Genomic DNA, 23372 nt, shown 5'->3' on the forward strand with positions numbered 1-23372 from the left:
AACCCTGATTTGCTCAGGGATGGAAGGCCGCAATCTCCGCACCTGGCATGAAACTGCCCAGACGCTTGATCTCCCATTCAAGCAGAATGCCCGAATGTTCATAGACCCGCTGCCGCACCGTCTCGCCGAGTTTCTCGAGATCGTAGGCACTGGCATGGCCAATATTGATCATGAAGTTGCAATGCAGCGGCGACATCTGCGCGCCACCGATCTGCAGGCCGCGGCATCCGGCTTCGTCGATCAGCTTCCAGGCAGAATGGCCTTCGGGATTCTTGAAGGTCGAACCACCGGTCTTTTCACGCACAGGCTGCACCGTTTCGCGATGGTGACGCACGGCATCCATCTCCGCCCGGATCTTCGCCTTCTCCTCGGCAAAGCCTTCAAACAGGCCATGCGTGAAGATCAGCCCTTCCGGCGGTGCCGAATGGCGGTAGGAATAATGCATGTCGGCATTCGAAAGCGTGATCCGGTTGCCCTTGCGGTCGACCGCTTCCACTTCCACGAGCCGCTCGCGCGTTTCGGTACCATTGGCACCAGCATTCATGCGGATCGCGCCACCGATCGAACCCGGAATGCCGTAATAGAATGCAAAACCGCCAATCGAATTATCGAGCGCCATGGCCGCAATGTTTTTGTCTGGGCAGATCGCGCCGGCGCGGATGCGGTTTTCGCCCGCAAGTTCGACATCGCCGAACCCCTTGGCCGACAGGCGCAGCACCACGCCCTTGATACCGCCATCCCGCACCAGAAGATTGGAGCCGACACCGATGACGGTCAACGGAACGTCCTCGGGAAGCGCTTTCAGGAAGGTCACGAGATCATCGACATCGTGCGGCTGGAACATCAGTTCCGCAAGACCGCCCGCACGGAACCAGGTTACCCTGTCCATCGGCGCATCCGGCGTCAACTTGCCGCGAACTGCTTCCATTGCGCTGCCGAGCCGAGCCAGCAGCTTTTCTCCATCAACCTGCTTCATGCCTTCTTCCCTGAAAGAGCCACCAGTTCCTTCGGAAGTGCTGCGGCCCAATATGTAATACTGCCTGCGCCTAACATGACCACAAAATCACCGGGTTGCGCAATGGCGGCGACATAGGGCGCCAGCACATCAGGCGACGCCAGGAAGCGCGCATCACGATGTCCGCCGGATTTGATCCGCGAAACCATTTCTTCCGCAGTCACGCCCTCGATCGGATCCTCCCCCGCCGAATAGATCGGCGCAATGAAAATCGTATCGGCATCATTGAAACAGGAGGCGAATTCCTCAAAAAGGCTTGCCACGCGGCTGAAGCGATGCGGCTGGTGAACAGCGATGATGCGGCCCTGGCAACTGTCGCGCGCCGCCTTCAGAACCGCCTTGATCTCGACCGGATGGTGGCCGTAATCGTCAAACACCTGCACGCCGTTCCATTCGCCGGTGAAGGTGAAGCGCCGCTTGACGCCACCGAACGAGGCTAGGCCGCGGGCGATCGCCTCTTCGGAGACGCCGAGCCGCTGCGCGACCGCAATGGCCGCGGTGGCATTGGACACATTGTGCCGGCCTGGCATCGGCAGCGCCAGATCCTTCATTTCGATGACCTGACCCGTGCGGCGACGGCGGATTTCGATATCGAAGATCGACTTGGGGCCCTCATGCCGCACATTCTTGAAGCGTACATCGGCCTGCGGATTTTCACCATAGGTGATGACCTTGCGGTCCTCGATCTTCGAAACCATCGTCTGGACCTCGGGATGATCGAGGCACATGACGCCGAAACCGTAGAAGGGCACATTCTCGACGAACTGGCGGAAGGCCGCCCGCGCATTGTCGAAGGTGCCGTAATAATCGAGATGCTCGGGATCGATGTTGGTCACCACCGCCACATCGGCTGGAAGCTTGAGGAAGGTGCCGTCCGATTCGTCGGCTTCCACCACCATCCACTCGCCCTCGCCCATGCGGGCATTGGTGCCATAGGCATTGATGATGCCGCCATTGATGACCGTCGGATCAAGACCGCCGGCTTCGAGCAGAGTTCCGACCAGCGAGGTCGTCGTCGTCTTGCCATGGGTGCCGCCGATGGCGATCGCATTGCGGAAGCGCATCAGCTCGGCCAGCATTTCGGCACGACGCACAACCGGCAACAGCTTCTCGCGCGCAGCCACCAGTTCGGGATTGTTCTTCTTGATCGCGGTTGAGACGACGACAACCTCGGCATCGCCGAGATTTTCCGCCTTGTGACCGACGAAGACATCGATGCCCTTGGCTTTCAGGCGCTGCACATTGGCGCTGTCGGCCTGGTCGGACCCTTGAACCTTGTGGCCGAGATTGTGCAGCACCTCGGCAATACCGCTCATGCCGATACCGCCAATGCCGATGAAATGGACGAGCCCGATGCTCTTGGGCATTTTCATGGATGTACCTCTTTGAATTGCTGGACCGATCCACCGGCCGCAATCGTCTCGACCAGATCGGCGAGATGATCGGCGGCGGCTGGCTTGCCGGTCTTGCGGGCAGCGGCTGCCGTTCTGGCAAGCCGATCCGGCTCGGCTATGGCTGCGGTGATCAGGGATGCGATCTTTTCAGGCGAAAGCGCCGCTTGCGCAATGACTTCGGCGCCGCCCTCCGCGCGAAGGGCCGCCGCATTGGCAGCCTGGTCATGATCGAGCGCATAGGGATAGGGGACGAGAATGGAAGGCCGGCCGATGACGGCAAGCTCTGAAACAGTGGACGCGCCCGAGCGGCAGATCACCAGATTGGCAGAAGCGATTTCCGCCGGCATGTCATTGAAGAACGGCGCAACACGCGCCTCAAGCCCGAGCTTGCCGAAGCAGGTCTGGACGCTTTCAAGATCTTCCGGACGCGCTTGCTGCGTCACAACGAGGCGCGCGCGGGCCGGCTCGTCGAGAAGGCAGAGCGCCGAGGGAATAGCGCCGGAGAAAAACTGCGCACCCTGGCTGCCGCCGAAGACGACGAGCTTGAAGGGATCGGATGGTCCGGACGGCGTGTAGGGCAACTCGGCTGCGGCAAGCACATCGGGACGGACCGGATTTCCGGTCACCACCACTTTCTGGTCTCCACCGGCAGCACCTTCGGGCAGAAAGCCGCCGGCGATCGCACGCACACGCGAGGCCAGAAGTCGGTTGGCGCGACCCATCACGGCATTCTGTTCATGGATGAGGGTCGGAATGTTCATGCCGGCTGCAGCAAGCAGCGGCGGCACCGTCGGATAGCCACCGAAACCGATCACAGCCTTGGGCCTCAGGCCCGCAAAGAGACGGCGCGCCTGGCGCATGCCTTTCCAGAGCGTCAGGAGGGCCTTGCCGACGGCAATCGGGCTCTTCGATCCGAAGGTTGCCGAGGGAACGACATGGATCGCTTCAGCCGGAAACTTGCCGGCAAACCGCTCAGCCCGGCTGTCGGTAACCAGATGCACGGACCAGCCGCGTGCCTTCAGCTTGTGACCCAAGGCTTCGGCGGGAAACAGGTGTCCACCCGTCCCGCCCGCGCAAAGCACGATGATGCCTTTTTCCATGTAAACTTACTCCGCCGGAACGCCGTAGCCCGATCCGGACCGGAACAGGCTGCGCTCCTGCGCGCGCGTCTCCGGCCTCTGGCGGGTCAGCGCCAAGATGAATCCAGCGGTCACGCATATGGCAATCTGTGACGAACCGCCATAGGAAATCAGCGGCAGCGTCATGCCCTTGGCCGGCAGAAGCTCGAGATTGACCCCGATATTGATGATCGACTGGAAGCCGATCTGCAGCACGAGGCCGGCCACGGCAAAGCGGGTAAAATCGTTGCGGTCGCGAAGCGCATGGTTGAGGCCCCGCATCACGACGAAAAGATAAAGCCCCACGAGGAGCATGCAGAAGAGAATTCCGAATTCTTCGGCAGCCACGGAGAAGACGAAGTCGGTATGGCTGTCCGGCAGGATGCGCTTGACCGTTCCTTCGCCCGGACCCATGCCGAAAAAACCGCCGCGCGTGATCGCTTCATGCGCCGTATCGACCTGGAACGTATTGCCCTCCCCGGTGAGGAACTGGTCGATACGCTTGGCCACATGCGGAAACACATTGTAGGCGAAGAAGAGGAAACCGGCGGCACCGCCCGCCATGAGGATGATCCATACCCACGGCATGCCGGCCATGAAGAACATGCCGCCCCAGACGGCGGTGATCAGGATCGTTTGACCGAGATCCGGCTCGGCCACCAGCAGAGCTGCAACGATGACGAACAGGATCATCGCAAACAGATTACCCGGGATATCGGGCTGGCGCTGATGTTCGGCAAACAGCCAGGCGCAGACGACGACAAAAGCGGGCTTCATGAATTCGGACGGCTGGATCGAAAGAGCGGAAATCGAAATCCAGCGGCGCGAACCCTTCACTTCCATGCCGATGAACAGCACGAGCACAAGGGCAACGAGCATGACCACGAACATGATCATGGCCGTGCGGCGCACCTGGCGCGGGCTCAGAAAGGAGAGGCCCACCATGACCGCGATCGAAGGCAGCATGAACAGCGCGTGGCGTTCGACGAAGTGGAACGTGTCGAGGCCGATGCGCTCGGCAACGGCCGGAGAGGCCGCGAAGGACAGCATGAAACCGGCACCGAGCAGCAGGATGAAGGCGGCCAGGAAAAACCTGTCGATCGTCCAGAACCATTCCGCCAACGGTCCTCTTTCGGCTCTGCTTACCATGTCCAAACCTCTGTTTTTCCGCAGAATGCAGAAAATCCGTTAACAGCCCATTAACCAAGCCTGCCCATCGTAACGAACGGAGCGTGAGGCAGGCTTGCGTGTTCGGCGAGGCCGGTTTCAGACCAGCATCGAAACGCCGTCAAGGCCGGCAACCAGTTGAACGAAAGCATCGCCACGCACTTCGAAATTCTTGAACTGGTCGAAGCTGGCGCAGGCCGGCGAGAGCATCACCACCGCACCCTGCCTTGAGTCGCGCGCAGCATCTACCGCTGCATGACGAACGGCATTCTCGAGCGTTCCGGCAATTTCGTAGGGGACATCATTCCCGAGCGTGGCAGCAAATTGCGGCGCCGCTTCCCCGATCAGATAGGCTTTGGCAATGCGGGAAAAGAGCGGCTTGAGGGCGGCGATCCCACCCTCTTTCGGCAGACCGCCCGCGATCCAGTAGATCGTATCGTAGCTCGAAAGCGCCGGCGCTGCCGCCTCAGCATTTGTGGCCTTGGAATCGTTGATGAAGACGACATCGCCAATGCGGCCGATCGGCTGCATGCGGTGCTTGAGGCCCGGAAAGGAGGCAAGCCCGGCACGAATTTCCTCTTCCGTCAGACCGACAGCCAGGCAGGCACCGATGGCTGCAGCGGCATTCTGGGCATTGTGGGCGCCGCGCAACGTGTTGATTCCATCAAGATCGGCAAGAAGCCGGACCGCACCGCGTTCGGCCAGCATGATCTTCGAGCCGTCGGCAAAGAGACCGTCGGAAAGCGGCTGACGCTTGGAAATGCGCCGAACCTGGTTGCCGGCCTGTTCGATCCTGTCGCCGATCAGCGCGCAATAGCTGTCGTCAATGCCGACGATTGCCACTTTCGAGCCCGCCACAAGGCGTTCCTTGATATCGGCATAGTGCTGCATCGTGCCATGGCGATCGAGATGATCGGGCGTCAGGTTGAGCAGGATACCGGCCGTCGGATCGATCGTCGGCGCCAGATCGATCTGGTAGGAGGAGCATTCGACGACATAGTAACGATCGTTTGCCGGCGGATCGAGCGTCAGCACGGCCGTGCCGATATTGCCGCCGAGCTGGGTGTCCCGTCCCGACGCCTTTAGGATATGGGCAATCAGCGCCGTCGTCGTCGATTTGCCGTTGGTGCCGGTGATGGCGATGAAGGGGCAACTGGGCGCCAGCGCCCGCCGTTCGCGCACGAAAAGCTCGACATCTCCGATGATCTCGACGCCGGCAGCCTTGGCAAGCTCCACCGTCCAGTGCGGCTTGGGATGGGTGAGCGGTACGCCAGGCGACAGGACGAAGGCGGCAAAGCCAGACCAGTCGGCCGAACGAAGATCGCCGACGCCGATGCCGCGCCCGCTCGCCTTTTCAACCGAATCCGGATTGTCATCCCAGGCGGTTACGATGGCGCCACCGGCAGAAAGCGCTTCTGCCGTGGCAAGGCCAGATCCGCCGAGGCCGAACAGCGCGACCTTGCGGCCCTTGAAACTGGAAACGGCGATCATCGGAACCTCAACGGATCTTGAGTGTAGCGAGCCCGACCAGGGCCAGAATGACGGAAATGATCCAGAAGCGGATCACGACCTGGCTTTCGGTCCAGCCCTTCTTTTCGAAATGGTGGTGGATCGGCGCCATCAGGAACACCCGCTTGCCGGTCATCTTGAACGAGCCGACCTGAATGATGACCGACAGGGTTTCCATAACGAAGACCCCGCCGATGATGGCCATGACGATTTCATGCTTGGTGGCCACCGCAACCGAACCGATCAGCCCGCCGAGCGATAGCGAACCGGTATCGCCCATGAAGATGGCGGCTGGCGGCGCATTGAACCAGAGAAAGCCCAGCCCGGCCCCGATCACGGTTGCGACAACCACGGTCAGTTCACCGGTGCCCGGCACAAAATTGATCTGCAGATAGTTTGCAAACACCGCATTGCCGGCGAGATAGGCGATGACGCCGAACGAACCGGCTGCGATCATCACCGGCACGATGGCAAGACCATCAAGGCCGTCGGTGAAATTCACCGCATTGCCCGCACCGACGATGACGAAAGCGCCGAAGATCACGAAGAAATAGCCGAGATTGAGCAGCAGGTCCTTGAAGAAGGGAAAGGCAACCGAGGTGGCCATCTTGGAGGCATCCGGGCTTCCGGCGCCTGCTGCCTGCATCATGAAGAACACGGCGATGCCGGCAATCACGAATTCGGTCAGCATGCGCATGCGGCTCGAAAAGCCCGCTGTCGTCTGCTTGGTCACTTTCAGATAGTCGTCATAAAAGCCGATCAGGCCAAAGCCGAGCATCACGAGCAGGCAGGACACGACATAGACATTGCCGAGATCGGCCCAGAGCAGCGATGAAACGACCACCGAGACCAGGATCATCAACCCGCCCATGGTGGGCGTTCCGGCCTTTTTCAGATGCGTCTGCGGTCCATCGGCCCGGATCGGCTGACCCTTGCCCTGCCGCACCCGCAAGGACGCGATCATCGACGGCCCGAACAGGAACACGATGAGCGCCGACGTGAACAATGCCGCTCCGGCCCGGAAGGTGATGTAGCGGAATAGATTGAAGATCTGCAGGGAATCAGCGAATTCCACCAGCCAAATGAACATGCAATGTCCCTCAATATGAGTTCGCGGGGCCGTCAGGCCGGCGGAAACTTTTCTTTCAGCGCCGCAACGATGCGACCGAATCCGGATCCGTTGGATGATTTGACCATGACGACGTCCCCGGGCTTGATGTTGGCAAGGGCGTAAGCGGTCAGTTCATCGGCGGAATCGCGATAAATCGGTTCTTTAGCCTGTTGCAATGCATCGCGCAAATAGGCCATGTCGGGACCCGCGATCCAGATCTCGTCAATGCCAGCGGCAATCAGCGGTTCGGCGAGACCGGCATGCACATCCGCCGAAAATTCACCCATTTCCAGCATATCTCCGAGAACCGCGATCCGGCGACCGCCCTCACCCGGCATGCTCCCGGCAAGAAGCGCAATCGCCGCCCGCATCGAGGCCGGGTTGGCATTGTAGCTCTCATCGATCAGCGTGAAGGCACCATCGCCAATCGCCAGACGAATCCTCTGACCACGGCCCTGTCCTGCCGTCACCTCGGCAAAAGCGGCAACCGTAGCGTCGAGATCGGCACCGGCGAGCGTGGCGGCCGCCAGAACAGCAATCGCATTTTCAGCGATATGGCGCCCGGGAGCTGCAATCGACACTTCGACGGTGCGACCGCCGATCGCGGCCCAGAACACGGCGCCGTCATTATCGCCCTGATAATCGACAAGGCGGTAATCGGCCTTCACGTTGGCACCGAACGAGTGGATGTTGGCGACGCCCACGCGTGCAGCCGTGGCTTCGAGAAAATCGAACTGGGCGATGTCGCGGTTGATCAGCGCATGGCCATCGTCCGTCAAACCCTCGAAAATCTCGGCCTTTGCAGCGGCGATTTCCTCGATATTCTTGAAGTTGCCGAGATGGGCGGCAGCAACGGTGGTGATGATGGCCACATGCGGCCTGACCATGCCGACGAGCGGCCGGATTTCGTCCGGATGGTTCATGCCGATCTCGAAGACGCCGAAATCGGCATTGCGCGGCAATCGCGCCAGCGTCAGCGGCACACCCCAGTGATTGTTGAACGAGGCGGGCGAATAATGGACGGTTCCGGATGCGGAAAGCACCTGGCGCAGCATTTCCTTTGTCGTGGTCTTGCCGACTGAGCCGGTGACGGCAATGATCTTGCCACGAGCACGAGCGCGCGCCGCCCGACCGAGCCTTTCGAGCGCTTCAAGAACGTCATGCACCACGATCAGGGGAGCGGCCACACGCCCGAGCGCCGGCAACCGCGCCTCGCTGACCACGAGAAGCGATGCGCCATGGGCCGCGGCCGAAGTGACGAAATCGTGCCCATCGACGCGATCGCCCTTGATCGCAAAGAAGGCCTCGCCGGGTTTGACGGCACGGCTGTCGATCGAAATTCCCGAGATGCCCGCAGGCATCGTGCCCATCGGACGGCCTGCCATGGCGGCAACGAGCTCGTCGGTGGTCCAGAGAAAATCCATCGCTCAGCCTCCCAATGCTTTCCTGATTTCTTCGTGGTCGGAGAAAGGCAGCGTCTCGGTTCCGACGATCTGGCCCTCTTCATGGCCCTTGCCGGCAACGATCAGCGTATCGCCGGAGCGCAACATACCGACAGCATCATGAATGGCCCGACGACGATCGCCGATCTCTACCGCACCCGGAGCCGCCGCCATGATCTCGGAACGGATCACGGAAGCCACTTCGGTACGTGGATTGTCATCGGTAACGATGGCGATATCGGCAAGACGGGTTGCGATTTCGCCCATGATCGGGCGCTTGCCCTTGTCGCGATCGCCGCCGCAACCGAAAACGACAATGACACGGCCGGTGGTGAAGGGCCGAACCGAGGTCAGCACATTCTCGAGCGCTTCGGGCTTGTGCGCATAATCGACATAGCAGAGCGCGCCGTCGCGAGTCTGCCCGGCAAGCTCGAGCCGCCCCGGTGCGCCCTTGATATGGTGAAGCGCGGCAAAGGCGGCTGATGGCGCAACGCCGGTAACGATGGCCAGACCAGCTGCGACCATGGCATTGGCAACCTGGAAATCGCCGGCAAGCGGCAGATGCACCTCGTGGATCGCCGATCCTTCATGCACCTCGATGACCTGCTTGTCGCGGAAATGCTCGATACGTTTGACGGTGAGGAAATCGCCATGGCGACCGACCGTATTCACGGCAAGGCCAGCGTTCCGGGCCGCCTCGGCGGCCTTGTCCGACCATTCGTCATCGGCAAAGATGATCGCGGGCGCTCCCTTCGGCATCAGCGTGTCGAACAGGCGCATCTTGCAATGGAAGTAATGCTCGACCGTCGGATGATAATCCATATGGTCGCGACCGAGATTGGTGAAGGCGGCAGCCGAAAGCGAAACGCCATCGAGCCGGCGCTGGTCGAGACCATGGCTGGACGCTTCCATCGCCGCATGGGTCACACCTTCGCTCGCAAGCTCCGCCAGCAGCGCATGCAGCGTCACCGGATCCGGGGTCGTCAGCGAACCATAATCGTTGCGGCCCGGCGCGATCACGCCGGTGGTGCCGATCTGCGCTGCGGCAAGGCCGGCATGTGCCCAGATCTGGCGCGTGAAGGAGGCGACAGAGGTCTTGCCGGCCGTGCCGGTCACCGCCACCATCGTCGCAGGCTGCTTGCCATAGAAGCGGGCGGCAGCAAGCGCAAGCGCCCGCCGCGGATCGTCGCTGACGATCACCGGAACCGATGTTGCATCGTCTGAGGCATGGGCCGTCAGAACCGCCGCCGCACCACGTCCGATCGCATCCTTGATGAAAGCCGCCCCATCCGCCTTGCTGCCCGACAGCGCAATGAAAAGATCGCCCTTGGCGATTCGGCGGCTATCGGCGCTCAAACCGGCAATATCGATATCGCCGGACACGCCGGCAACCTGAAGGGCCGCAGCATGTTCCGGCCCGAGAAGATCCTTGAGTTTCATGGCCCCCGCCTGATCTGTTGGTGTTCCGTCTTCTTACCGGTCAATAAGACACAAGCAAGGCAGAACCGTCGGGTCCGAACTGCGGCTTCACACCCAGAAGCGGCGCCGCACGCCGAATGATGTTGCCGGCAAGCACACCGGCATTGCAGCCGGCCGTAACGCCGCAGCCCTGCTTGGCCTTTTTCGGTTCGTCGACGATCACCAGAACTACATATTTCGGATTGTTGATCGGGAAGGCCGAAACGAAGGCGTTGAAACGGACATTGCCGGCATAACGGCCATTGACGACCTTTTCGGCGGTCCCCGTCTTGCCGCCGACGAAAAAGCCCGGAATATTGGCGCGGCTGCCCGAACCATCGAGCACGTTGGCACGGAAGAGCGTCCGCATGTTCTCGACCGTTTGCGGCTTGACCACCAGTTGCGCGATCTCGTTGGCCTGTTCTTCTGTTCGCGGAAGGAAAGTCGGGTTGATCAGCTTGCCGCCATTGAGAAGGGCAGCCGCGGCAACCGCGGTCTGCAATGGCGTCGTCGCCGCGCCATGACCGAAGGCGATCGTCATCGAGTGGATCTTCTTCCACACCTTGGGCTGGCTGGGTGACGCCACTTCCGGCAGTTCGGTCTGCATGCGGGTGAGCAGGCCGAGACGAGTCAGGAACTCGCGATGGCCGTCGATGCCGACGATGTCCGCCATCTTGGCCGAGCCGATGTTGGACGAATGGATGAACACGTCGGTGGTCGAGAGAATGCGGCGGGTGGCGTGAAAGTCATGGATGGTTCGACCGCCGATATAGAGCGGACGCCGGGCGTCGAAGGTCGAGTTCATGTTGACCTTACCGGAATCGAGCGCCATCGCTGTCGTAAAGGTCTTGAAAGTCGATCCCATTTCGAAGATGCCCGCCGACATGCGGTTCATGTCGTTGTGGGTTCCCTTCGGATTGTGATCGATCGTCGCCCCGGGATTGTTGGGGTCGAAATCAGGCAAGGATGCCATGGCGAGAACTTCGCCGGTATTGACATCGAGAACGACGCCGGCCGCCGCGATGGCATCGAAATCGACAAGGCCCTGGTGCATTTCCTGGTTGACGATCGCCTGGACGCGCAGATCGATCGACAGTTTCACCGGCTCGAGCGGCGAACCGGTCATGCCGAGTTCGGCGAGATCGGCCAGACCCTGCTGGTCGAGATATTTTTCCATGCCGCCGATGCCGCGATTGTCGACATTGACGTAACCGACCACATGCGAAGTGATATCGCCAGCCGGATAGAAGCGGCGCTTGGAGGGCCGGAAGCCGATGCCCGGAATGCCGAGCGCCAGAATTTCGCTCTGCTGCTTGGGCGTCAGCTGCCGACGCAGCCACTGGAAATGTGACTTGTTGGTGAGCTTGTCATAGGTCGTCTTCGGATCGATATCCGGCAGCACCGTCGACAGAAGCTCGACCGCCTCATCCGGATCGACGATCTTGTGCGGTTCCGCATAGAGCGAGACGGTACGGATATCGGTCGCCAGCACTTCGCCGTTGCGATCGAGAATATCGGGACGGGAAGCCACCTGGTTGACGTTCGGGCCGATGGAAGCCACCGCGAAAGACCCTGTCAAACCATACTGGATCAGCCGACCGCCGATGATCGAATAGACCACGGAGAAACAGGCGATGATGATGATGAGCCGGTTGCGCGCCTGGTTGCCCGCCTTCTTGCGCGTTCCCTGGAACCGCATCGCACCGGTCGAAAGCCCGCCACGCGCATCCGCGTTGAAGTGGGCCTTGCGTTTCAGAACCATGATCCGTGAGAGAAAAGACATCAGCGCTGCACCGATCCTGTGGAAATGTCATCGGTCTTGGTCTTCTTGACCTTCTTGTCGGCATTGGCCGTCTTGTCGTCTTCCGGCTCCTTCGCCGGCACATCCGCCTTCAGCATCGGCAGTTCGGAGGGCTGGGCCAGTTGCATCGGATCTGTCGGCACGAGCTGCAGTTCCGCCTGATGGGCGGTGATGAGCTTCTGCAACCGGCCGGGCTGGGTGAGCAGCGCCCAATCGGCCCGCAGCAGGTCGATCGTGTCGTGCTCCAGGCGGATATCGGCCTCGAGCTTCTGCACTTCCTCAAGCTTGAGCTCGGCCCGGTGCTTGATCGTATAGGTCACCGTGGCCATGGCCGTCATCAGAACGATCAGCAATATGTCGAGGGTACGAAGCATGATCAGCCCTTCAGTCTTTCAATATCCGCGAGATCAGGCAGGTCGAAGATCGACAGGTCGGTTCGTCCGGCGGGCGCCTCGGTACGAATACCGGAACGAAGTTTTGCCGAGCGCGCACGCGGATTTTCCGCCGCTTCCGCTTCGCCGGCCGCCACGGCCTGACGCGACAGCGGCTTGAAGATCTCCGGTGCCCGGACCATCTCCGGCAGATGGCGCGAACCACTGGCCTTGCCGGCGCGATCGGCGAAATAGCGCTTGACGATCCGGTCTTCGAGCGAATGGAAAGTGACGACCACCAGCCGGCCGCCGGGCTTCAGTGCCCTTTCGGCGGCAAAGAGCGCATCGGCCAGCTCGCCGAGCTCGTTGTTCACGTAGATCCGCAGCGCCTGGAAGACCCGGGTTGCCGGATGGATCTTGTCGGTCATCTTGCGCGGGGTGACGATCTCGATCATGCCGGCTAGATCGCGCGTGGTCTCGAACGGCTTTTCGAGCCTGCGCTTCTCGATCGCGCGAGCGATACGGCCAGCCTGACGTTCTTCGCCGAGAAAACCGAAGATGCGGGTGAGATCGCTGACCTTGGCACGATTGACGACATCGGCGGCGGAAACGCCGGCCTGGGCCATGCGCATGTCGAGCGGGCCGTTGCGCTGGAACGAGAAGCCGCGATCGGCTTCATCGATCTGCATCGAGGAGACGCCGATATCGAGCACGACGCCATCGAGCCCGCCTTCGGGCGCGAACCGGTCGAGCTCGGAGAAATTACTATGGTGAAGCTGGAAACGGCCGGGATAGTCTGCAAGCAGTGCCGCGCCGCCGGCAATCGCATTGGGGTCGCGGTCGAGCGCGATGACATCGGCACCCGCCTCGAGGATGGCGCGGCTATAGCCGCCGGCACCGAAGGTTCCGTCGAGAATGGATTGACCGGACGCTGGCGCGAGGTGCTCCAGCACCTCGGCCAACATCACCGGTATATGACGGATCGGTCCGCCAATGGCATCGTCTGTTCCGCTGCCATGATCCGTCATACTGCCTTCGCCCCACACTACCTGGAGCTTGTGCCCGAAAGCTTCAGCCCCGCTCTTGCCGCCGCCTGCGCCGCCAGAAATGCATCCGGTCGCCACAGCTGAAAAAACTCCGCCCGCCCGGCGAACGTCACTTCGTCCTCGATCCCCGTATGGACCCGGAAGAAGTCGGTGAGCGCCAACCTCCCCTCCTTGTCGAGACGGACGAACACGCCGCCGCCATGAATGAGCAGCGAAAGATCGTTCGCCTCCTGCGTGAAAGGATCCAGTTCCGCCAGTCGACGCTCGAACCGGGCAAGAAGCTCCGGGCCGCCGATGTTGATCGCCGGAAAGTGAAAATCCTGGAAGCAGTACAGCTCTTCCACATCCATGGACGCAAGAACACTGCGAAAGGGCGCCGGCACCGAAACGCGCCCCTTGGCATCGATCTTGTTCGTGGCGTTGGATAAAAACCGGCTCATGACGCGATACTTCCGAAACGGTTACCCAGACCCGAATACACGCGGCCGCCAAAGGACTGAAATATCGAATGGAATTGGGAAAATCCGCCCCGTGCGCAACAAATGCACCATGCACCGGAACCGGGCTTCCGCATCCTTCAAACCGGACCACTTTCGGCCCTCTCTCAGTATGGTTTTGGGATATCATGGGCAAATTTGGGCGTCAATGGGAAAATCCCTTTTCCCGGGGTTGGATAGATTCCATATTCATAAGCCGTTAAGTTTAACGAAAGGTTATGATGCTGCCCGCCGAAGCGGGCCGCAGCCTTTGATTTTCCACCTGAAATTGAAAAGCCAGTTGGCCTGTAAGCCGGGTTCTGTATGGCTCCGGTTGTGCCGGAACGTGGCAGCCATTCATCTGGGACGCTGTTTGCACAACGCCTCGCGCAACCCACCCGGACGACGGACCCGGAAACAGGCCTGGCGCTTGCGCGCACATGTCATCCCTATTCGGTCTTGCTCCCGGCGGGGTTTACCATGCCGGTCCTGTTGCCAGTCCCGCGGTGGGCTCTTACCCCACCTTTTCACCCTGACCCGGCAAGCCGGGCGGTCTGTTTTCTGTGGCACTTTCCCTGGGGTCGCCCCCGCCGGACGTTATCCGGCGCCGTGTTTCCGTGGAGCCCGGACTTTCCTCACCCTGCGGCCTTTCGACCATTGCAAAGCGCGGCTGCCCGGCCAACTGGCAGCCGCTCTTTAGACGAGGCCGGAGACCAAGGAAAGCCCTAAACGCAGGAAAGCGGACGGTTCAGACAAAGCGAGGGGCGAAATCGGCCTGATAGGCCTCGTCGACGATCCGGCCATGCAGGAGCAGTTCGGCACCAAGCCGGCCGATCTCGTCCGAACTCTTCGCCGCAGCACCACATCCGCCGGTCAGAACCCCGATGCGGGCTTCGGAGGTCCAGCCGATCGCCGGATAGCCGGTCGGCGTGTAGGATGTGACGCAGGAGGTGCTGGAGATCGACCGAACCGCAAGGCCCGGCACCAGATCTCCCATATTGGCGATAAGATGGTCGCGCGCTGCCGGATCGCCATCGGTGCGGAACCAGTCTCGCCTGTCCTTGTCGGTTTCAAGCGGGATATCGGTCGGATCGCCACCAATCTTCAGATAGATGCGGCCGTCCGGATAGCGGATTGGCGGCAGCATATAGATGCCAGCCATGATATCCTCGGGCTCGTAGATGAGCGACGGCATCGCGGAGAGCCGATCGGCTTCGGCCTCATCGACCTCGAAGAACACCACCGTTCGGCCATAGACCTTGAGATCGAGCGGCTCGGGAAGCAGGCCGGGACGATTGGTGAACCCGCCCGCTGCCAACAGAACCCTGTCGACCTCGATCAGTTCCCCGGCCGATGTCTCGACCGTTACGCCGGACGGCCGAGCCTTCAGCCCGACCGCATAATCGGAAACGATGCGCGCGCCGGCCTTTTCCGCGAGAATGGATTGCGCGGCAACCAGCCGGCGCGGGCTGATATAGCCGGCCGACTGCGGCTCGAACACCGCATCCGACCCTTCCGGAAACCGGAAATAGGGGAAGATGTCGGCAAGTCCTCGGTCATCAAGATCCGACGTTACGGCATTCAGCCGCCGGGCGGCATCACGGATATTGGCGACATATTGCTGGCTGCGCCCCGTGGTCAGGCCCGAAATCAGCGCCCCCTTTTCACCGAAGAAGGAGATGCCGCTCCGCGCTTCTATATCGCGGTAGCGCGCAATCGACCGATTGGCGAGCCTTGCCCAGGTCTCGTCCGGATCGATGGTGCGGGTAATCCGTCCCTCGTCGTAATGGCTGGCAAAGACACCCTGATGGTGCTGACGCTCGACCGGTTCATCCGGCCCGATCAGAACCACCGAGGCGCCGCTTTCCGCCAGATGGCGAGCCGCCGCCGCTCCCATCATCCCGCGTCCGACAATGGCAAAGGTTTGCTGCATGGCTCGTCCTTACTCTGATCTCTTGCCTTCACCGACTGAGGTAACGCAAGGCGCCAACAACCAGCAAGAGGCAAATACCGCCCAGCATCGCCATTTGATTTGGCTGACCCCAGCGCCGCACTCGACGTAACAGCTCCTCTTGACCTGCCGAAGCAGGCAGTTCCGACCTGCAAACCTCATGAAGGGCCGAGATACGCATCTGGCGCAGAAAAAACGCGGCATAGAGCGCGACAGCGAAATAGAGAATCGTGAACGTCGGCGTGAACGGAAAGGATCTGTTGACGCCATCGACGAAACGAAGGCTGGCGATCGTCAGAGACAGAACGCTTGCGAGGATCGCGAGCGGGTAAAGCCGGTAGCGAAAAAGAACCGGAATGGGAAAGAGTAGCGCCGGAAGAGAAAAGGAAGGGGAGAAACGATCCAACATCTTCGCCTTCCTGTAGTAATGCGCCATGCGCTCATCGGACCCGAACGCGGCCGAGAACACGGTGTCGGGGATATCCGGAACGGCAGTCTCTTGGGTCTGGAGAGTGAGGCTGACCGCCTGCCGCGGCATGACACGCTCCATGGCTTCCAGCAGATAGTCGGCCTTGTCGTTTGAGAGCCGCTCATAGAGGACGCGGTCATGATGGAGGAACTGAAAGCGCAGCTCCATGTCCTCAAGGATTGTCCAGTAGTCTCCCATACGCTCGCGCATTGCCGCGGGCGTGAGAAAATGCACCTCACCTTCCTCCAATGGCCGAATATCGCGCTGCATCGCATCAACGAGATCGTTGAGCATCACCGACGTCAGCCAGTCGGCATCCTTGAACGGCGTCGCTTCGAGCGCGTCGAAAACCGCCTGCCATCTCGAGCGTCGCGTTTCCCAGGGCTTGCGTTGGTCAAGCGCCTGCAGAAGCCTGATCACTTCCGGATCGGCTCCCTGCTCACTTGAAGCGATCAGCTCAACCGGTTCGGTCCCGATGCCATCTTCCATCGGTTCGGAGACGGCTTGCAGATGCTGCCTTTCCTCTGAAGAGAAAAGATGGCCGGACAGCTCTTCCGGCTGAGGCGAGCCGTTGTCCGACGTTTCCGACGATGGCTGGTCAACAGGTGTCGGCTCATCCTCACCCGAGCGATCGTCGGCAGCAGACAGAAGACCGGTCTGGGCGAGATAGATGGCAAAATCCCGCGCCTCGACCAGCCGCTGAAACCCGTCAGGATCTTCGTCGGGCCGTGTCTGACGCAAGCGAACCGCATAGGCCTTGCGGATCGCCTTCGGATCATCGGTGACGTTAATACCGAGCGTTGCCCAAGGCTCTTCGTTTTCGCTCATGCCTGACACCAGGCTTCTTTCATCAACACTTGATTTTAGTCCTCGCGAAAGACGAAAGTATCGAACTGGTCGAGAAAGCGCCGGAACTCGGCTCGCACTGCATCAAGATTGCGTATCTTCTGATCCTCAAGCTCTGCATGAAAGCGCATGAGACCATCAGCGATCACCTGGCGGTCGTCGCCGAGCGCTTCGGCATAGAGACGTTCCGCCCGCGAGATCAGTTCTCGATTTTCCTGCTGGTCACGGGGCGCAAGCTTGATGGCGGCGAGCGCCTCGAACCGGCGCGCGAGTTCCTTTTCGTCAAGTCCGCTCGTATTGGCGAAGACTGCCGTCTGCCTGTTCTGGTTGGAATCGACGACAGCCTCGACCTGCAGGGCGCCATTGATATCATAGGTGAACCGCACCGAGATCGTTTCCCGTCCCGCAGGGCCCTTCGGAACCGCCACTTCTATTTCCCCGATCATCACATTGTGCTCGGGTCGCAGATTTTCACCCTGATAGATCGGAAAGGCCACCTTGGTCTGATCGTCGCTGACCGTTGTGAAATTCTCCGACCGGCTGATCGGCACAATGGCATTGCGGTGAATGATCGGCGTTACGATCCGTTCGCGCTGACCATCTGGCCGGTCGCGTGACGAACCGACACCCAGCGTGAACGGGCAGATGTCCGTGAGAAGCACATCTTCTACCGCCGCATCGCGCGCCTTCAGCGCCGCCTGAATCACCGCCCCGCGGGCAACCACTTCATCCGGATTGATGTTGGTAAAAGGGAACTTGCCGAACAGCCTTGCTACCATCTGCCGCACGAGCGGCATGCGGGTGGCTCCGCCAACGAGGATGATCGCATCCAATTCGGACGGATCGATCGCGGCATCGCGCAGCGCCCGTTCCATCGGATGCCGCAGCCGCCGAACCAGATCCTCGCAGGCCGCCTCGAACTCGCTGCGGCTGACATGGCCCTCGATTTCGCCTCCCGACAGCGGAAAACGGAATTTGGCCTCATCCACCATCGACAATTCGATCTTTAGCTTGTCGGCGGCCCTGAGAATGCGCACCCGATCACCACGCGAGAGATCCTCGAAGGACAGGGCTGCCTTCCGGGCCATGATCTGGCCCAGACGATCGCTGAAATCGTTGCCACCGAGAAAATTGTCTCCGGAGGACGCCCGGATTTCGAAAACGCCATCGAACTTGTGCATGATGGAGACATCGAACGTGCCGCCACCCAGATCCAGCACGAGGAACTGGCCATCATCCTTGACCTCCAGCCCGTAGGCGAGGATGGCAGCGGTTGGTTCGTTGATCAGCCGGTCCACCTTCAGGCCCGCCAGATGCGCCGCCTGAAACGTCGCCTTGCGTTGGGTATCATTGAAATAGGCGGGACAGGAAATCACGATTTCGTCGATCGTCTCGGACGACTGTGATCTGAAATCCTCCATCAGCGAACGCAGCACGAGCGCCGACAGCTCTTCGGCACGGAAAGTTTTCTTGCCGATTTCGACTGTCTTTTCCGTCCCCATCCAGCGTTTGAAGGAGGACACTGCGGCAGTCGGATCGGTGAGCGCCATCTCGCGTGCTGCCGCCCCCACAACGACATTGCCATCCTTGTCTACGGCAACAACCGATGGGGTCAACAACGAGCCATGGGCATTGGGAATGAGAACCGGCCCGCCATCCTGAAAGACGCCGATGAGGGAGTTGGTGGTGCCAAGATCAATGCCGATCAATGCCATACTGAAAGCCTGTACAGAATGAATAGCCGCCCCAGTCGGCAAGCACGCCAACTCTAAGCACAACAAAGAATGGCAAGTCCAGTGCGATCACAACGCTTTAAGCAGGCGGTGCAGCGTGTCGATGGTCGAGAAATCGGCGACGCCATCGACGCGCTCGGGCCGGAAATGACGCTGGAAGGCAGCGACGTCGCCCTCGGTCCGCTCGCAGAATTCGCCGCTGACAGGCGTGTTATAGCCATAAAAGCCAAGCATGGCCTGCAACGCCTCCACCGGCGGACCGGCATCGCCGCGCTGGAAGAAGCGACCGCCCGCAATCGCGGTCGGTTCGATCCAGTGACCGACACCGGATTGCGCGAGGAGTTTCCAGGGAAACTTTTCGCCCGGATCAATCTTGCGCACCGGCGCGACATCGGAATGACCAAGAACGCGCTCAGGGACAATCGCGTGACGGGCAATGATATCCTGGCATAGCGCGATCACCGCATCGATCTGCGGCGCATGAAAATCCGGAAGACCGGCCGGATGACCGGGATTGGCGATCTCGATGCCGATCGAACAGGAATTGATGTCGGTCTGGCCCTTCCAAACGCTCTTGCCGGCATGCCAGGCGCGTTTTTGTTCCGGCACCATCTGGACCACGCGGCCGTCCTCGAAGACGAAATAGTGGCTCGAGACCTGGCTCTCGGGATTGACCAGCCAGTCGAGCGCGCCCTGCGCGGACGGCATGCCGGTATAGTGCAGGACGATCATATCCGGCTTGAGGCCATTGGCGCGCTCACCGAAATTCGGCGACGGCAGGACGCTCGCCCTGGCATAATCAGGCGCAAACAGGCTCATGCGGCGCGCAGTTCTTTCTCGATCGCCGCATAGGCCGCGTTGAAGCGCGCCATCCGGTCATGCGCGATGGCATGGAAGGATTGCGGCACCCCGCGCGACACCAGAAGATCCGGGTGATGCTCGCGCACAAGCGCGCGATACTGCCGCCGGATTGTCTGCAGGTCATCCTGCCGCGACACACCGAGAACCCGATAGGGATCGTGGCCGCCGACAAAGACATGCCGCGCCGTGATCTGCTCGAAACGCTCCTCGCTCATCAGAAAGATGGCGGCGACATTTTCAAGAAACTGCATCTCGTTCTCATGGATGGCGCCGTCTGCTTTGGCGATATGGAAGAGGCCATCGAGAACATTTTCGAGAACCGGGCAATCCTGCGCACCGCTGGAGCAAAGACCCGCCAGCTTTCCGGCATAGGCTTCGTAACCCGCCACATCCTGCTTGGCGAGATTGTAAAGCCGTGCCACATTCTGCGCTTCGCTTTCCGGATAGTCGAAGATCTGCTGGAAAGCCTGCACTTCACCGGATGTCACGATGCCGTCGGCCTTCGCCATCTTGGCCGAAAGCGCAATCACTGCCACCGAAAACGCGACCTTGCGACGGGTTTCCGGATCACCTTCGAAAACCGTCCGGATCGCTTCGATAAGCGCATGAAGTGCATTGGAGGCCTTATCTGCCACCGCACCCAGCAATTTTTCCCAATAGGACATGAGATCGTCCGGTTCCGAATATCTGTTCAACCTTCGACAGGGTGACCAGTTATGAAGGCAAATGCAAGGCAGCAACAGCATGAAATTTTCGTAATGCTGAACGGAGCGGAAATGATTTTCCGCCCCGTTCGAAAGCCCGTGTGATCTCGCGGAATCAGCCGCAGATGCGCTTCTTTGTAACGACCGACTCACCGCGGTTGTTGACAGTTTTGGTGATCTTGGTACGGCACTGGACCGGAACCAGAACCTTCGGCACCGGTGTGACGACGACAACCTTGGGCTGCGGCTTGACCACCTGGATGCGAACCGTATCGGCAAGGCTGGGGGCGGCCATGGCCGTTACGCCAAGCGCCGTGCAAACTGCGAGCATGATCTTCATGGTTCTCTCCTTCGTTTGTTGCGATACACGAAGGGAAAACGCGTCCATCCACTTTCGGTTCCTTACCACGCGACGCGAATGCTGATCCGCGCGGTTTTCCACAGGACCGACGAAACGGAATTCGACTGAAACGATTATATTCGGCGCCACCTGCCAGACGATGGAAAAACATGCCTCAAATGCCCGATTTTCTTGAATTCTTCACTTTACAGATGCGTCCGGCTGCATCATCCATTCGCCCGAAACAGACCGTGAGATGAACGGAGACAACAATGGCCAAACAGAAAGTCGCAATGCTGACCGCCGGGGGGCTCGCTCCCTGTCTATCTTCCGCCGTGGGCGGTCTCATCGAGCGCTACACCGATATCGACCCCGATGTTGAACTGATTGCCTACAAGTCGGGCTATCGCGGCCTGTTGATGGATTACAAGATCGAAATCACCCGCGAGATGCGCGAGAAGGCCCATGTGCTGCACCGCTACGGCGGTTCCCCGATCGGCAACAGCCGCGTCAAGCTCACCAATGTTGCCGATTGCCTCAAGAACGGCTTGATCAAGGAAGGCGAAAACCCGCTCAAGGTGGCGGCCGAGCGCCTGGCCAAGGATGGCGTCACCATCCTGCATACAATCGGTGGTGACGACACCAACACGACCGCAGCCGATCTCGCCGCCTATCTTGGCGCCAACGGTTACAAGCTGACCGTGGTCGGCCTGCCGAAAACCGTCGACAACGATGTCGTACCGATCAAGCAGTCGCTCGGCGCCTGGACCGCCGCCGAAATCGGCGCCCGCTTCTTCGATCATGTTTCCAACGAACAGAGTGCGGCACCGCGTACGCTCGTCATCCATGAAGTCATGGGGCGCCATTGCGGCTGGCTGACGGCGGCAACCGCCCGCGCCTATATGCAGCGGACGGCGCATAACGAATATATCGAAGGCTTCATGATGAATTCGCAGCTGAAGAACATCGATGGCCTTTATTTGCCGGAAACGCATTTCGATATGGAGGCCGAAGCCGCCCGCCTCAGGGACATCATGGACCGCACCGGCTTCGTGACCCTGTTCGTCTCGGAAGGCGCCTGCCTCGATGAAATCGTCGCCGACCGCGAAGCAGCCGGCGAGGAAATCAAGCGCGACGCCTTCGGCCACGTGAAGATCGACACGATCAATGTCGGCAACTGGTTCCAGAAGCATTTCGCCAAGCTTCTGCAGGCAGAGCGCTCGATGGTGCAGAAATCGGGCTACTATGCCCGTTCGGCCCCGGCCAACTATGACGACCTGCGCCTGATCCAGAGCATGGTCGATCTCGCCGTCGAAAGCGGCCTCAACGGCGTCTCGGGCGTCACCGGTCATGACGAAGAGCGCGGCGATCGCCTGCGGACGATTGAATTCGAACGCATCAAGGGTGGCAAGCATTTCGACACATCTGCACCCTGGTTCGGCGAAATAATGGACGCGATCGGCCAGCCCTGGAAGGCCCATTGATTCATTCGGGCGGGGCCAAAACCCCGCCCTTTTCTTGCTCGACTACTATATTGATATAAGTCAAGGCGCTGGGGCGCCCGAATGCCGATGATCTTCTCACCAGACAGGAGATCCGCATGGCCGGCATCGAAACAATCCGCACCGAGATCGACGCGATCCTCAAGGAGCTTGAGGCGGCGCAGACGCGGGCTCAAGCAAGCAGCAAACCGGAAAGCGATGGCGCCAAGCCAGACGAAAGCGGTCCGCCCATCGATATCGCAAGCGCCATCGAAGCGTTGGGCGAGTTGCGCGATCAACTGGAAAAGGCGGCGGGCGAAGCAGGCGATGCCATTACGGAACATCCGATCGCCGCGACTGCCGCTGCCTTTCTTCTCGGCCTGATCATCGGCCGTATATCCAAAGGACTATGACCATGAAACCGGATCGCTTCGACAATCTCAGCCGTCTGGCCGGACTGCTCTACAAGGTCGATTCCACCATCGCCAGCATAAGGTTGCGGCTTTATGCCACGCGGACAGGGCTTGGCCTCGCCGCTGTTCTTTTGTCCGTGTTCGGCCTGACCATGCTCGGTGTTGCCACCTTCTATGCGCTCGAGACATTGTGGGGACCGATCGTGGCGGCCCTGATCGTCGCCACAGCCGCTTTTGTGATCGCCATCATCCTTGCCGTGGTTGCCGCGACCGCCAAACCGGGTCGCGAACATGATCTGGCAATGGAACTGCACCAATCCTCTCTGGATGCGCTCCTGGCGGAGGGTCGTGCGGCCACCCGCGACCTCACCTCGATCGACCTTCGGCATCCGTTCGACAATGCCCTGCTGGGACTCGTCGGACCGCTCGCATCGATTCTGGTGAAGGGGATCCGCAAAACGCCGAAAGACGACACGAACAAACCGGCTTGACGCAGATTTCGGCATTCAAAGTCGAGCCCGGCGTGGAGCTATGCAATTCTTGCAAGCTTTACCGATTGTTAGCGTTACTTTTTCGTCAATACGGGCTTAAGGATTACCTGATATACCACAACCATAGGATTGCGTCACCGGTCGCTTAAGCGAGAAGAGTGCGCACCTTTTCGCC

General features: G+C 60.4%; 21 protein-coding genes and 1 other RNA gene. 3 read left to right on the forward strand and 19 right to left on the reverse strand.

Annotated features, from left to right (window positions below; translation table 11 throughout):
- Nucleotides 1-13: 13 nt before the first annotated feature.
- The 19 genes from murB to Q4481_RS06150 form a co-directional block, all read right to left on the reverse strand.
- Complete coding sequence (murB, locus tag Q4481_RS06060) at nucleotides 14-976, reverse strand: UDP-N-acetylmuramate dehydrogenase (protein ID WP_304375418.1); 963 nt, start codon at nucleotides 974-976, stop codon at nucleotides 14-16.
- A complete protein-coding gene (gene murC, locus Q4481_RS06065) occupies nucleotides 973-2388 on the reverse strand; it encodes a UDP-N-acetylmuramate--L-alanine ligase (protein ID WP_304375419.1) in 1416 nt (471 codons plus the stop codon). The genes murB and murC overlap by 4 nt, the downstream gene beginning before the upstream one ends.
- Nucleotides 2385-3509, reverse strand: coding sequence for an undecaprenyldiphospho-muramoylpentapeptide beta-N-acetylglucosaminyltransferase (murG, locus tag Q4481_RS06070; RefSeq protein ID WP_304375420.1), 1125 nt, complete (start codon nucleotides 3507-3509; stop codon nucleotides 2385-2387). Before murG ends, murC begins: the two co-directional genes overlap by 4 nt.
- Before the next feature lie 6 nt (nucleotides 3510-3515).
- The gene (gene ftsW / locus Q4481_RS06075) at nucleotides 3516-4676 is read right to left on the reverse strand and encodes a putative lipid II flippase FtsW (protein ID WP_304375421.1); all 1161 of its coding nucleotides are present in this window, start codon (nucleotides 4674-4676) and stop codon (nucleotides 3516-3518) included.
- A 117-nt stretch (nucleotides 4677-4793) separates the two neighbouring features.
- Nucleotides 4794-6185 (reverse strand): UDP-N-acetylmuramoyl-L-alanine--D-glutamate ligase, encoded by a 1392-nt coding sequence (murD, locus tag Q4481_RS06080; RefSeq protein WP_304375422.1) that lies wholly within the window; start codon nucleotides 6183-6185, stop codon nucleotides 4794-4796.
- A 7-nt stretch (nucleotides 6186-6192) separates the two neighbouring features.
- The gene (gene mraY, locus Q4481_RS06085; protein WP_304375423.1) at nucleotides 6193-7293 is read right to left on the reverse strand and encodes a phospho-N-acetylmuramoyl-pentapeptide-transferase; all 1101 of its coding nucleotides are present in this window, start codon (nucleotides 7291-7293) and stop codon (nucleotides 6193-6195) included.
- Between the two features lie 32 nt (nucleotides 7294-7325).
- The gene (locus tag Q4481_RS06090; protein ID WP_304375424.1) at nucleotides 7326-8738 is read right to left on the reverse strand and encodes a UDP-N-acetylmuramoylalanyl-D-glutamyl-2,6-diaminopimelate--D-alanyl-D-alanine ligase; all 1413 of its coding nucleotides are present in this window, start codon (nucleotides 8736-8738) and stop codon (nucleotides 7326-7328) included.
- A gap of 3 nt (nucleotides 8739-8741) precedes the next feature.
- Nucleotides 8742-10196: a UDP-N-acetylmuramoyl-L-alanyl-D-glutamate--2,6-diaminopimelate ligase gene (locus Q4481_RS06095; protein WP_304375425.1), complete on the reverse strand. Its 1455-nt coding sequence runs from the start codon at nucleotides 10194-10196 to the stop codon at nucleotides 8742-8744.
- A gap of 40 nt (nucleotides 10197-10236) precedes the next feature.
- Nucleotides 10237-11997, reverse strand: a complete 1761-nt coding sequence (locus Q4481_RS06100; RefSeq protein WP_304375426.1) for a peptidoglycan D,D-transpeptidase FtsI family protein — start codon at nucleotides 11995-11997, stop codon at nucleotides 10237-10239.
- Complete coding sequence (ftsL, locus tag Q4481_RS06105) at nucleotides 11997-12389, reverse strand: cell division protein FtsL (protein WP_304375427.1); 393 nt, start codon at nucleotides 12387-12389, stop codon at nucleotides 11997-11999. The genes Q4481_RS06100 and ftsL overlap by 1 nt, the downstream gene beginning before the upstream one ends.
- Nucleotides 12390-12391: 2 nt before the next feature.
- On the reverse strand, nucleotides 12392-13414 hold the full coding sequence (rsmH, locus tag Q4481_RS06110; RefSeq protein WP_304375428.1) for a 16S rRNA (cytosine(1402)-N(4))-methyltransferase RsmH: 1023 nt from the start codon (nucleotides 13412-13414) through the stop codon (nucleotides 12392-12394).
- 17 nt (nucleotides 13415-13431) lie between these two features.
- The gene (gene mraZ, locus Q4481_RS06115) at nucleotides 13432-13872 is read right to left on the reverse strand and encodes a division/cell wall cluster transcriptional repressor MraZ (protein ID WP_304375429.1); all 441 of its coding nucleotides are present in this window, start codon (nucleotides 13870-13872) and stop codon (nucleotides 13432-13434) included.
- Between the two features lie 329 nt (nucleotides 13873-14201).
- Nucleotides 14202-14594, reverse strand: an RNA gene (gene rnpB, locus Q4481_RS06120) — RNase P RNA component class A.
- Nucleotides 14595-14656: 62 nt separating this feature from the next.
- The gene (locus tag Q4481_RS06125) at nucleotides 14657-15841 is read right to left on the reverse strand and encodes an NAD(P)/FAD-dependent oxidoreductase (protein WP_304375430.1); all 1185 of its coding nucleotides are present in this window, start codon (nucleotides 15839-15841) and stop codon (nucleotides 14657-14659) included.
- A 28-nt stretch (nucleotides 15842-15869) separates the two neighbouring features.
- Nucleotides 15870-17156 (reverse strand): hypothetical protein, encoded by a 1287-nt coding sequence (locus tag Q4481_RS06130; RefSeq protein WP_304375431.1) that lies wholly within the window; start codon nucleotides 17154-17156, stop codon nucleotides 15870-15872.
- A gap of 35 nt (nucleotides 17157-17191) precedes the next feature.
- Nucleotides 17192-18889, reverse strand: a complete 1698-nt coding sequence (locus Q4481_RS06135; protein WP_304375432.1) for an Hsp70 family protein — start codon at nucleotides 18887-18889, stop codon at nucleotides 17192-17194.
- An 87-nt stretch (nucleotides 18890-18976) separates the two neighbouring features.
- Nucleotides 18977-19726: an N-acetylmuramoyl-L-alanine amidase gene (locus Q4481_RS06140; RefSeq protein ID WP_304375433.1), complete on the reverse strand. Its 750-nt coding sequence runs from the start codon at nucleotides 19724-19726 to the stop codon at nucleotides 18977-18979.
- Nucleotides 19723-20433 carry a J domain-containing protein gene (locus Q4481_RS06145; RefSeq protein WP_304375434.1) on the reverse strand — a complete coding sequence of 237 codons (711 nt, stop codon included), beginning with the start codon at nucleotides 20431-20433 and terminating at the stop codon, nucleotides 19723-19725. Before Q4481_RS06145 ends, Q4481_RS06140 begins: the two co-directional genes overlap by 4 nt.
- A 154-nt stretch (nucleotides 20434-20587) precedes the next feature.
- Nucleotides 20588-20812, reverse strand: a complete 225-nt coding sequence (locus Q4481_RS06150; protein ID WP_304375435.1) for a hypothetical protein — start codon at nucleotides 20810-20812, stop codon at nucleotides 20588-20590.
- Nucleotides 20813-21084: 272 nt separating this feature from the next.
- On the opposite strand from Q4481_RS06150, the gene Q4481_RS06155 reads away from it, so the two are divergent.
- From Q4481_RS06155 to Q4481_RS06165, 3 genes are all read left to right on the forward strand, one after another.
- Entirely contained in the window at nucleotides 21085-22296 is a 1212-nt protein-coding gene (locus Q4481_RS06155; RefSeq protein ID WP_304375436.1) for a pyrophosphate--fructose-6-phosphate 1-phosphotransferase, read from the forward strand.
- 116 nt (nucleotides 22297-22412) lie between these two features.
- Nucleotides 22413-22706 (forward strand): hypothetical protein, encoded by a 294-nt coding sequence (locus Q4481_RS06160; RefSeq protein ID WP_304375437.1) that lies wholly within the window; start codon nucleotides 22413-22415, stop codon nucleotides 22704-22706.
- Between the two features lie 2 nt (nucleotides 22707-22708).
- A complete protein-coding gene (locus Q4481_RS06165; protein WP_304375438.1) occupies nucleotides 22709-23197 on the forward strand; it encodes a phage holin family protein in 489 nt (162 codons plus the stop codon).
- The last annotated feature ends 175 nt before the right edge of the window (nucleotides 23198-23372 follow it).

The sequence above is a fragment of the Fluviirhizobium alvei genome (genome assembly GCF_030551875.1).
Classification (GTDB): domain Bacteria; phylum Pseudomonadota; class Alphaproteobacteria; order Rhizobiales; family Rhizobiaceae; genus Rhizobium_E; species Rhizobium_E alvei.

What these genes read in the sequence shown, in the direction of transcription:
- murB (WP_304375418.1), bottom strand. Translation starts at nt 976, where the DNA reads ATGAAGCAGGTTGATGGAGAAAAGCTGCTGGCTCGGCTCGGCAGCGCA.
- murC (WP_304375419.1), bottom strand. Translation starts at nt 2,388, where the DNA reads ATGAAAATGCCCAAGAGCATCGGGCTCGTCCATTTCATCGGCATTGGC.
- murG (WP_304375420.1), bottom strand. Translation starts at nt 3,509, where the DNA reads ATGGAAAAAGGCATCATCGTGCTTTGCGCGGGCGGGACGGGTGGACAC.
- ftsW (WP_304375421.1), bottom strand. Translation starts at nt 4,676, where the DNA reads ATGGTAAGCAGAGCCGAAAGAGGACCGTTGGCGGAATGGTTCTGGACG.
- murD (WP_304375422.1), bottom strand. Translation starts at nt 6,185, where the DNA reads ATGATCGCCGTTTCCAGTTTCAAGGGCCGCAAGGTCGCGCTGTTCGGC.
- mraY (WP_304375423.1), bottom strand. Translation starts at nt 7,293, where the DNA reads ATGTTCATTTGGCTGGTGGAATTCGCTGATTCCCTGCAGATCTTCAAT.
- Q4481_RS06090 (WP_304375424.1), bottom strand. Translation starts at nt 8,738, where the DNA reads ATGGATTTTCTCTGGACCACCGACGAGCTCGTTGCCGCCATGGCAGGC.
- Q4481_RS06095 (WP_304375425.1), bottom strand. Translation starts at nt 10,196, where the DNA reads ATGAAACTCAAGGATCTTCTCGGGCCGGAACATGCTGCGGCCCTTCAG.
- Q4481_RS06100 (WP_304375426.1), bottom strand. Translation starts at nt 11,997, where the DNA reads ATGTCTTTTCTCTCACGGATCATGGTTCTGAAACGCAAGGCCCACTTC.
- ftsL (WP_304375427.1), bottom strand. Translation starts at nt 12,389, where the DNA reads ATGCTTCGTACCCTCGACATATTGCTGATCGTTCTGATGACGGCCATG.
- rsmH (WP_304375428.1), bottom strand. Translation starts at nt 13,414, where the DNA reads ATGACGGATCATGGCAGCGGAACAGACGATGCCATTGGCGGACCGATC.
- mraZ (WP_304375429.1), bottom strand. Translation starts at nt 13,872, where the DNA reads ATGAGCCGGTTTTTATCCAACGCCACGAACAAGATCGATGCCAAGGGG.
- Q4481_RS06125 (WP_304375430.1), bottom strand. Translation starts at nt 15,841, where the DNA reads ATGCAGCAAACCTTTGCCATTGTCGGACGCGGGATGATGGGAGCGGCG.
- Q4481_RS06130 (WP_304375431.1), bottom strand. Translation starts at nt 17,156, where the DNA reads ATGAGCGAAAACGAAGAGCCTTGGGCAACGCTCGGTATTAACGTCACC.
- Q4481_RS06135 (WP_304375432.1), bottom strand. Translation starts at nt 18,889, where the DNA reads ATGGCATTGATCGGCATTGATCTTGGCACCACCAACTCCCTCATCGGC.
- Q4481_RS06140 (WP_304375433.1), bottom strand. Translation starts at nt 19,726, where the DNA reads ATGAGCCTGTTTGCGCCTGATTATGCCAGGGCGAGCGTCCTGCCGTCG.
- Q4481_RS06145 (WP_304375434.1), bottom strand. Translation starts at nt 20,433, where the DNA reads ATGTCCTATTGGGAAAAATTGCTGGGTGCGGTGGCAGATAAGGCCTCC.
- Q4481_RS06150 (WP_304375435.1), bottom strand. Translation starts at nt 20,812, where the DNA reads ATGAAGATCATGCTCGCAGTTTGCACGGCGCTTGGCGTAACGGCCATG.
- Q4481_RS06155 (WP_304375436.1), top strand. Translation starts at nt 21,085, where the DNA reads ATGGCCAAACAGAAAGTCGCAATGCTGACCGCCGGGGGGCTCGCTCCC.
- Q4481_RS06160 (WP_304375437.1), top strand. Translation starts at nt 22,413, where the DNA reads ATGGCCGGCATCGAAACAATCCGCACCGAGATCGACGCGATCCTCAAG.
- Q4481_RS06165 (WP_304375438.1), top strand. Translation starts at nt 22,709, where the DNA reads ATGAAACCGGATCGCTTCGACAATCTCAGCCGTCTGGCCGGACTGCTC.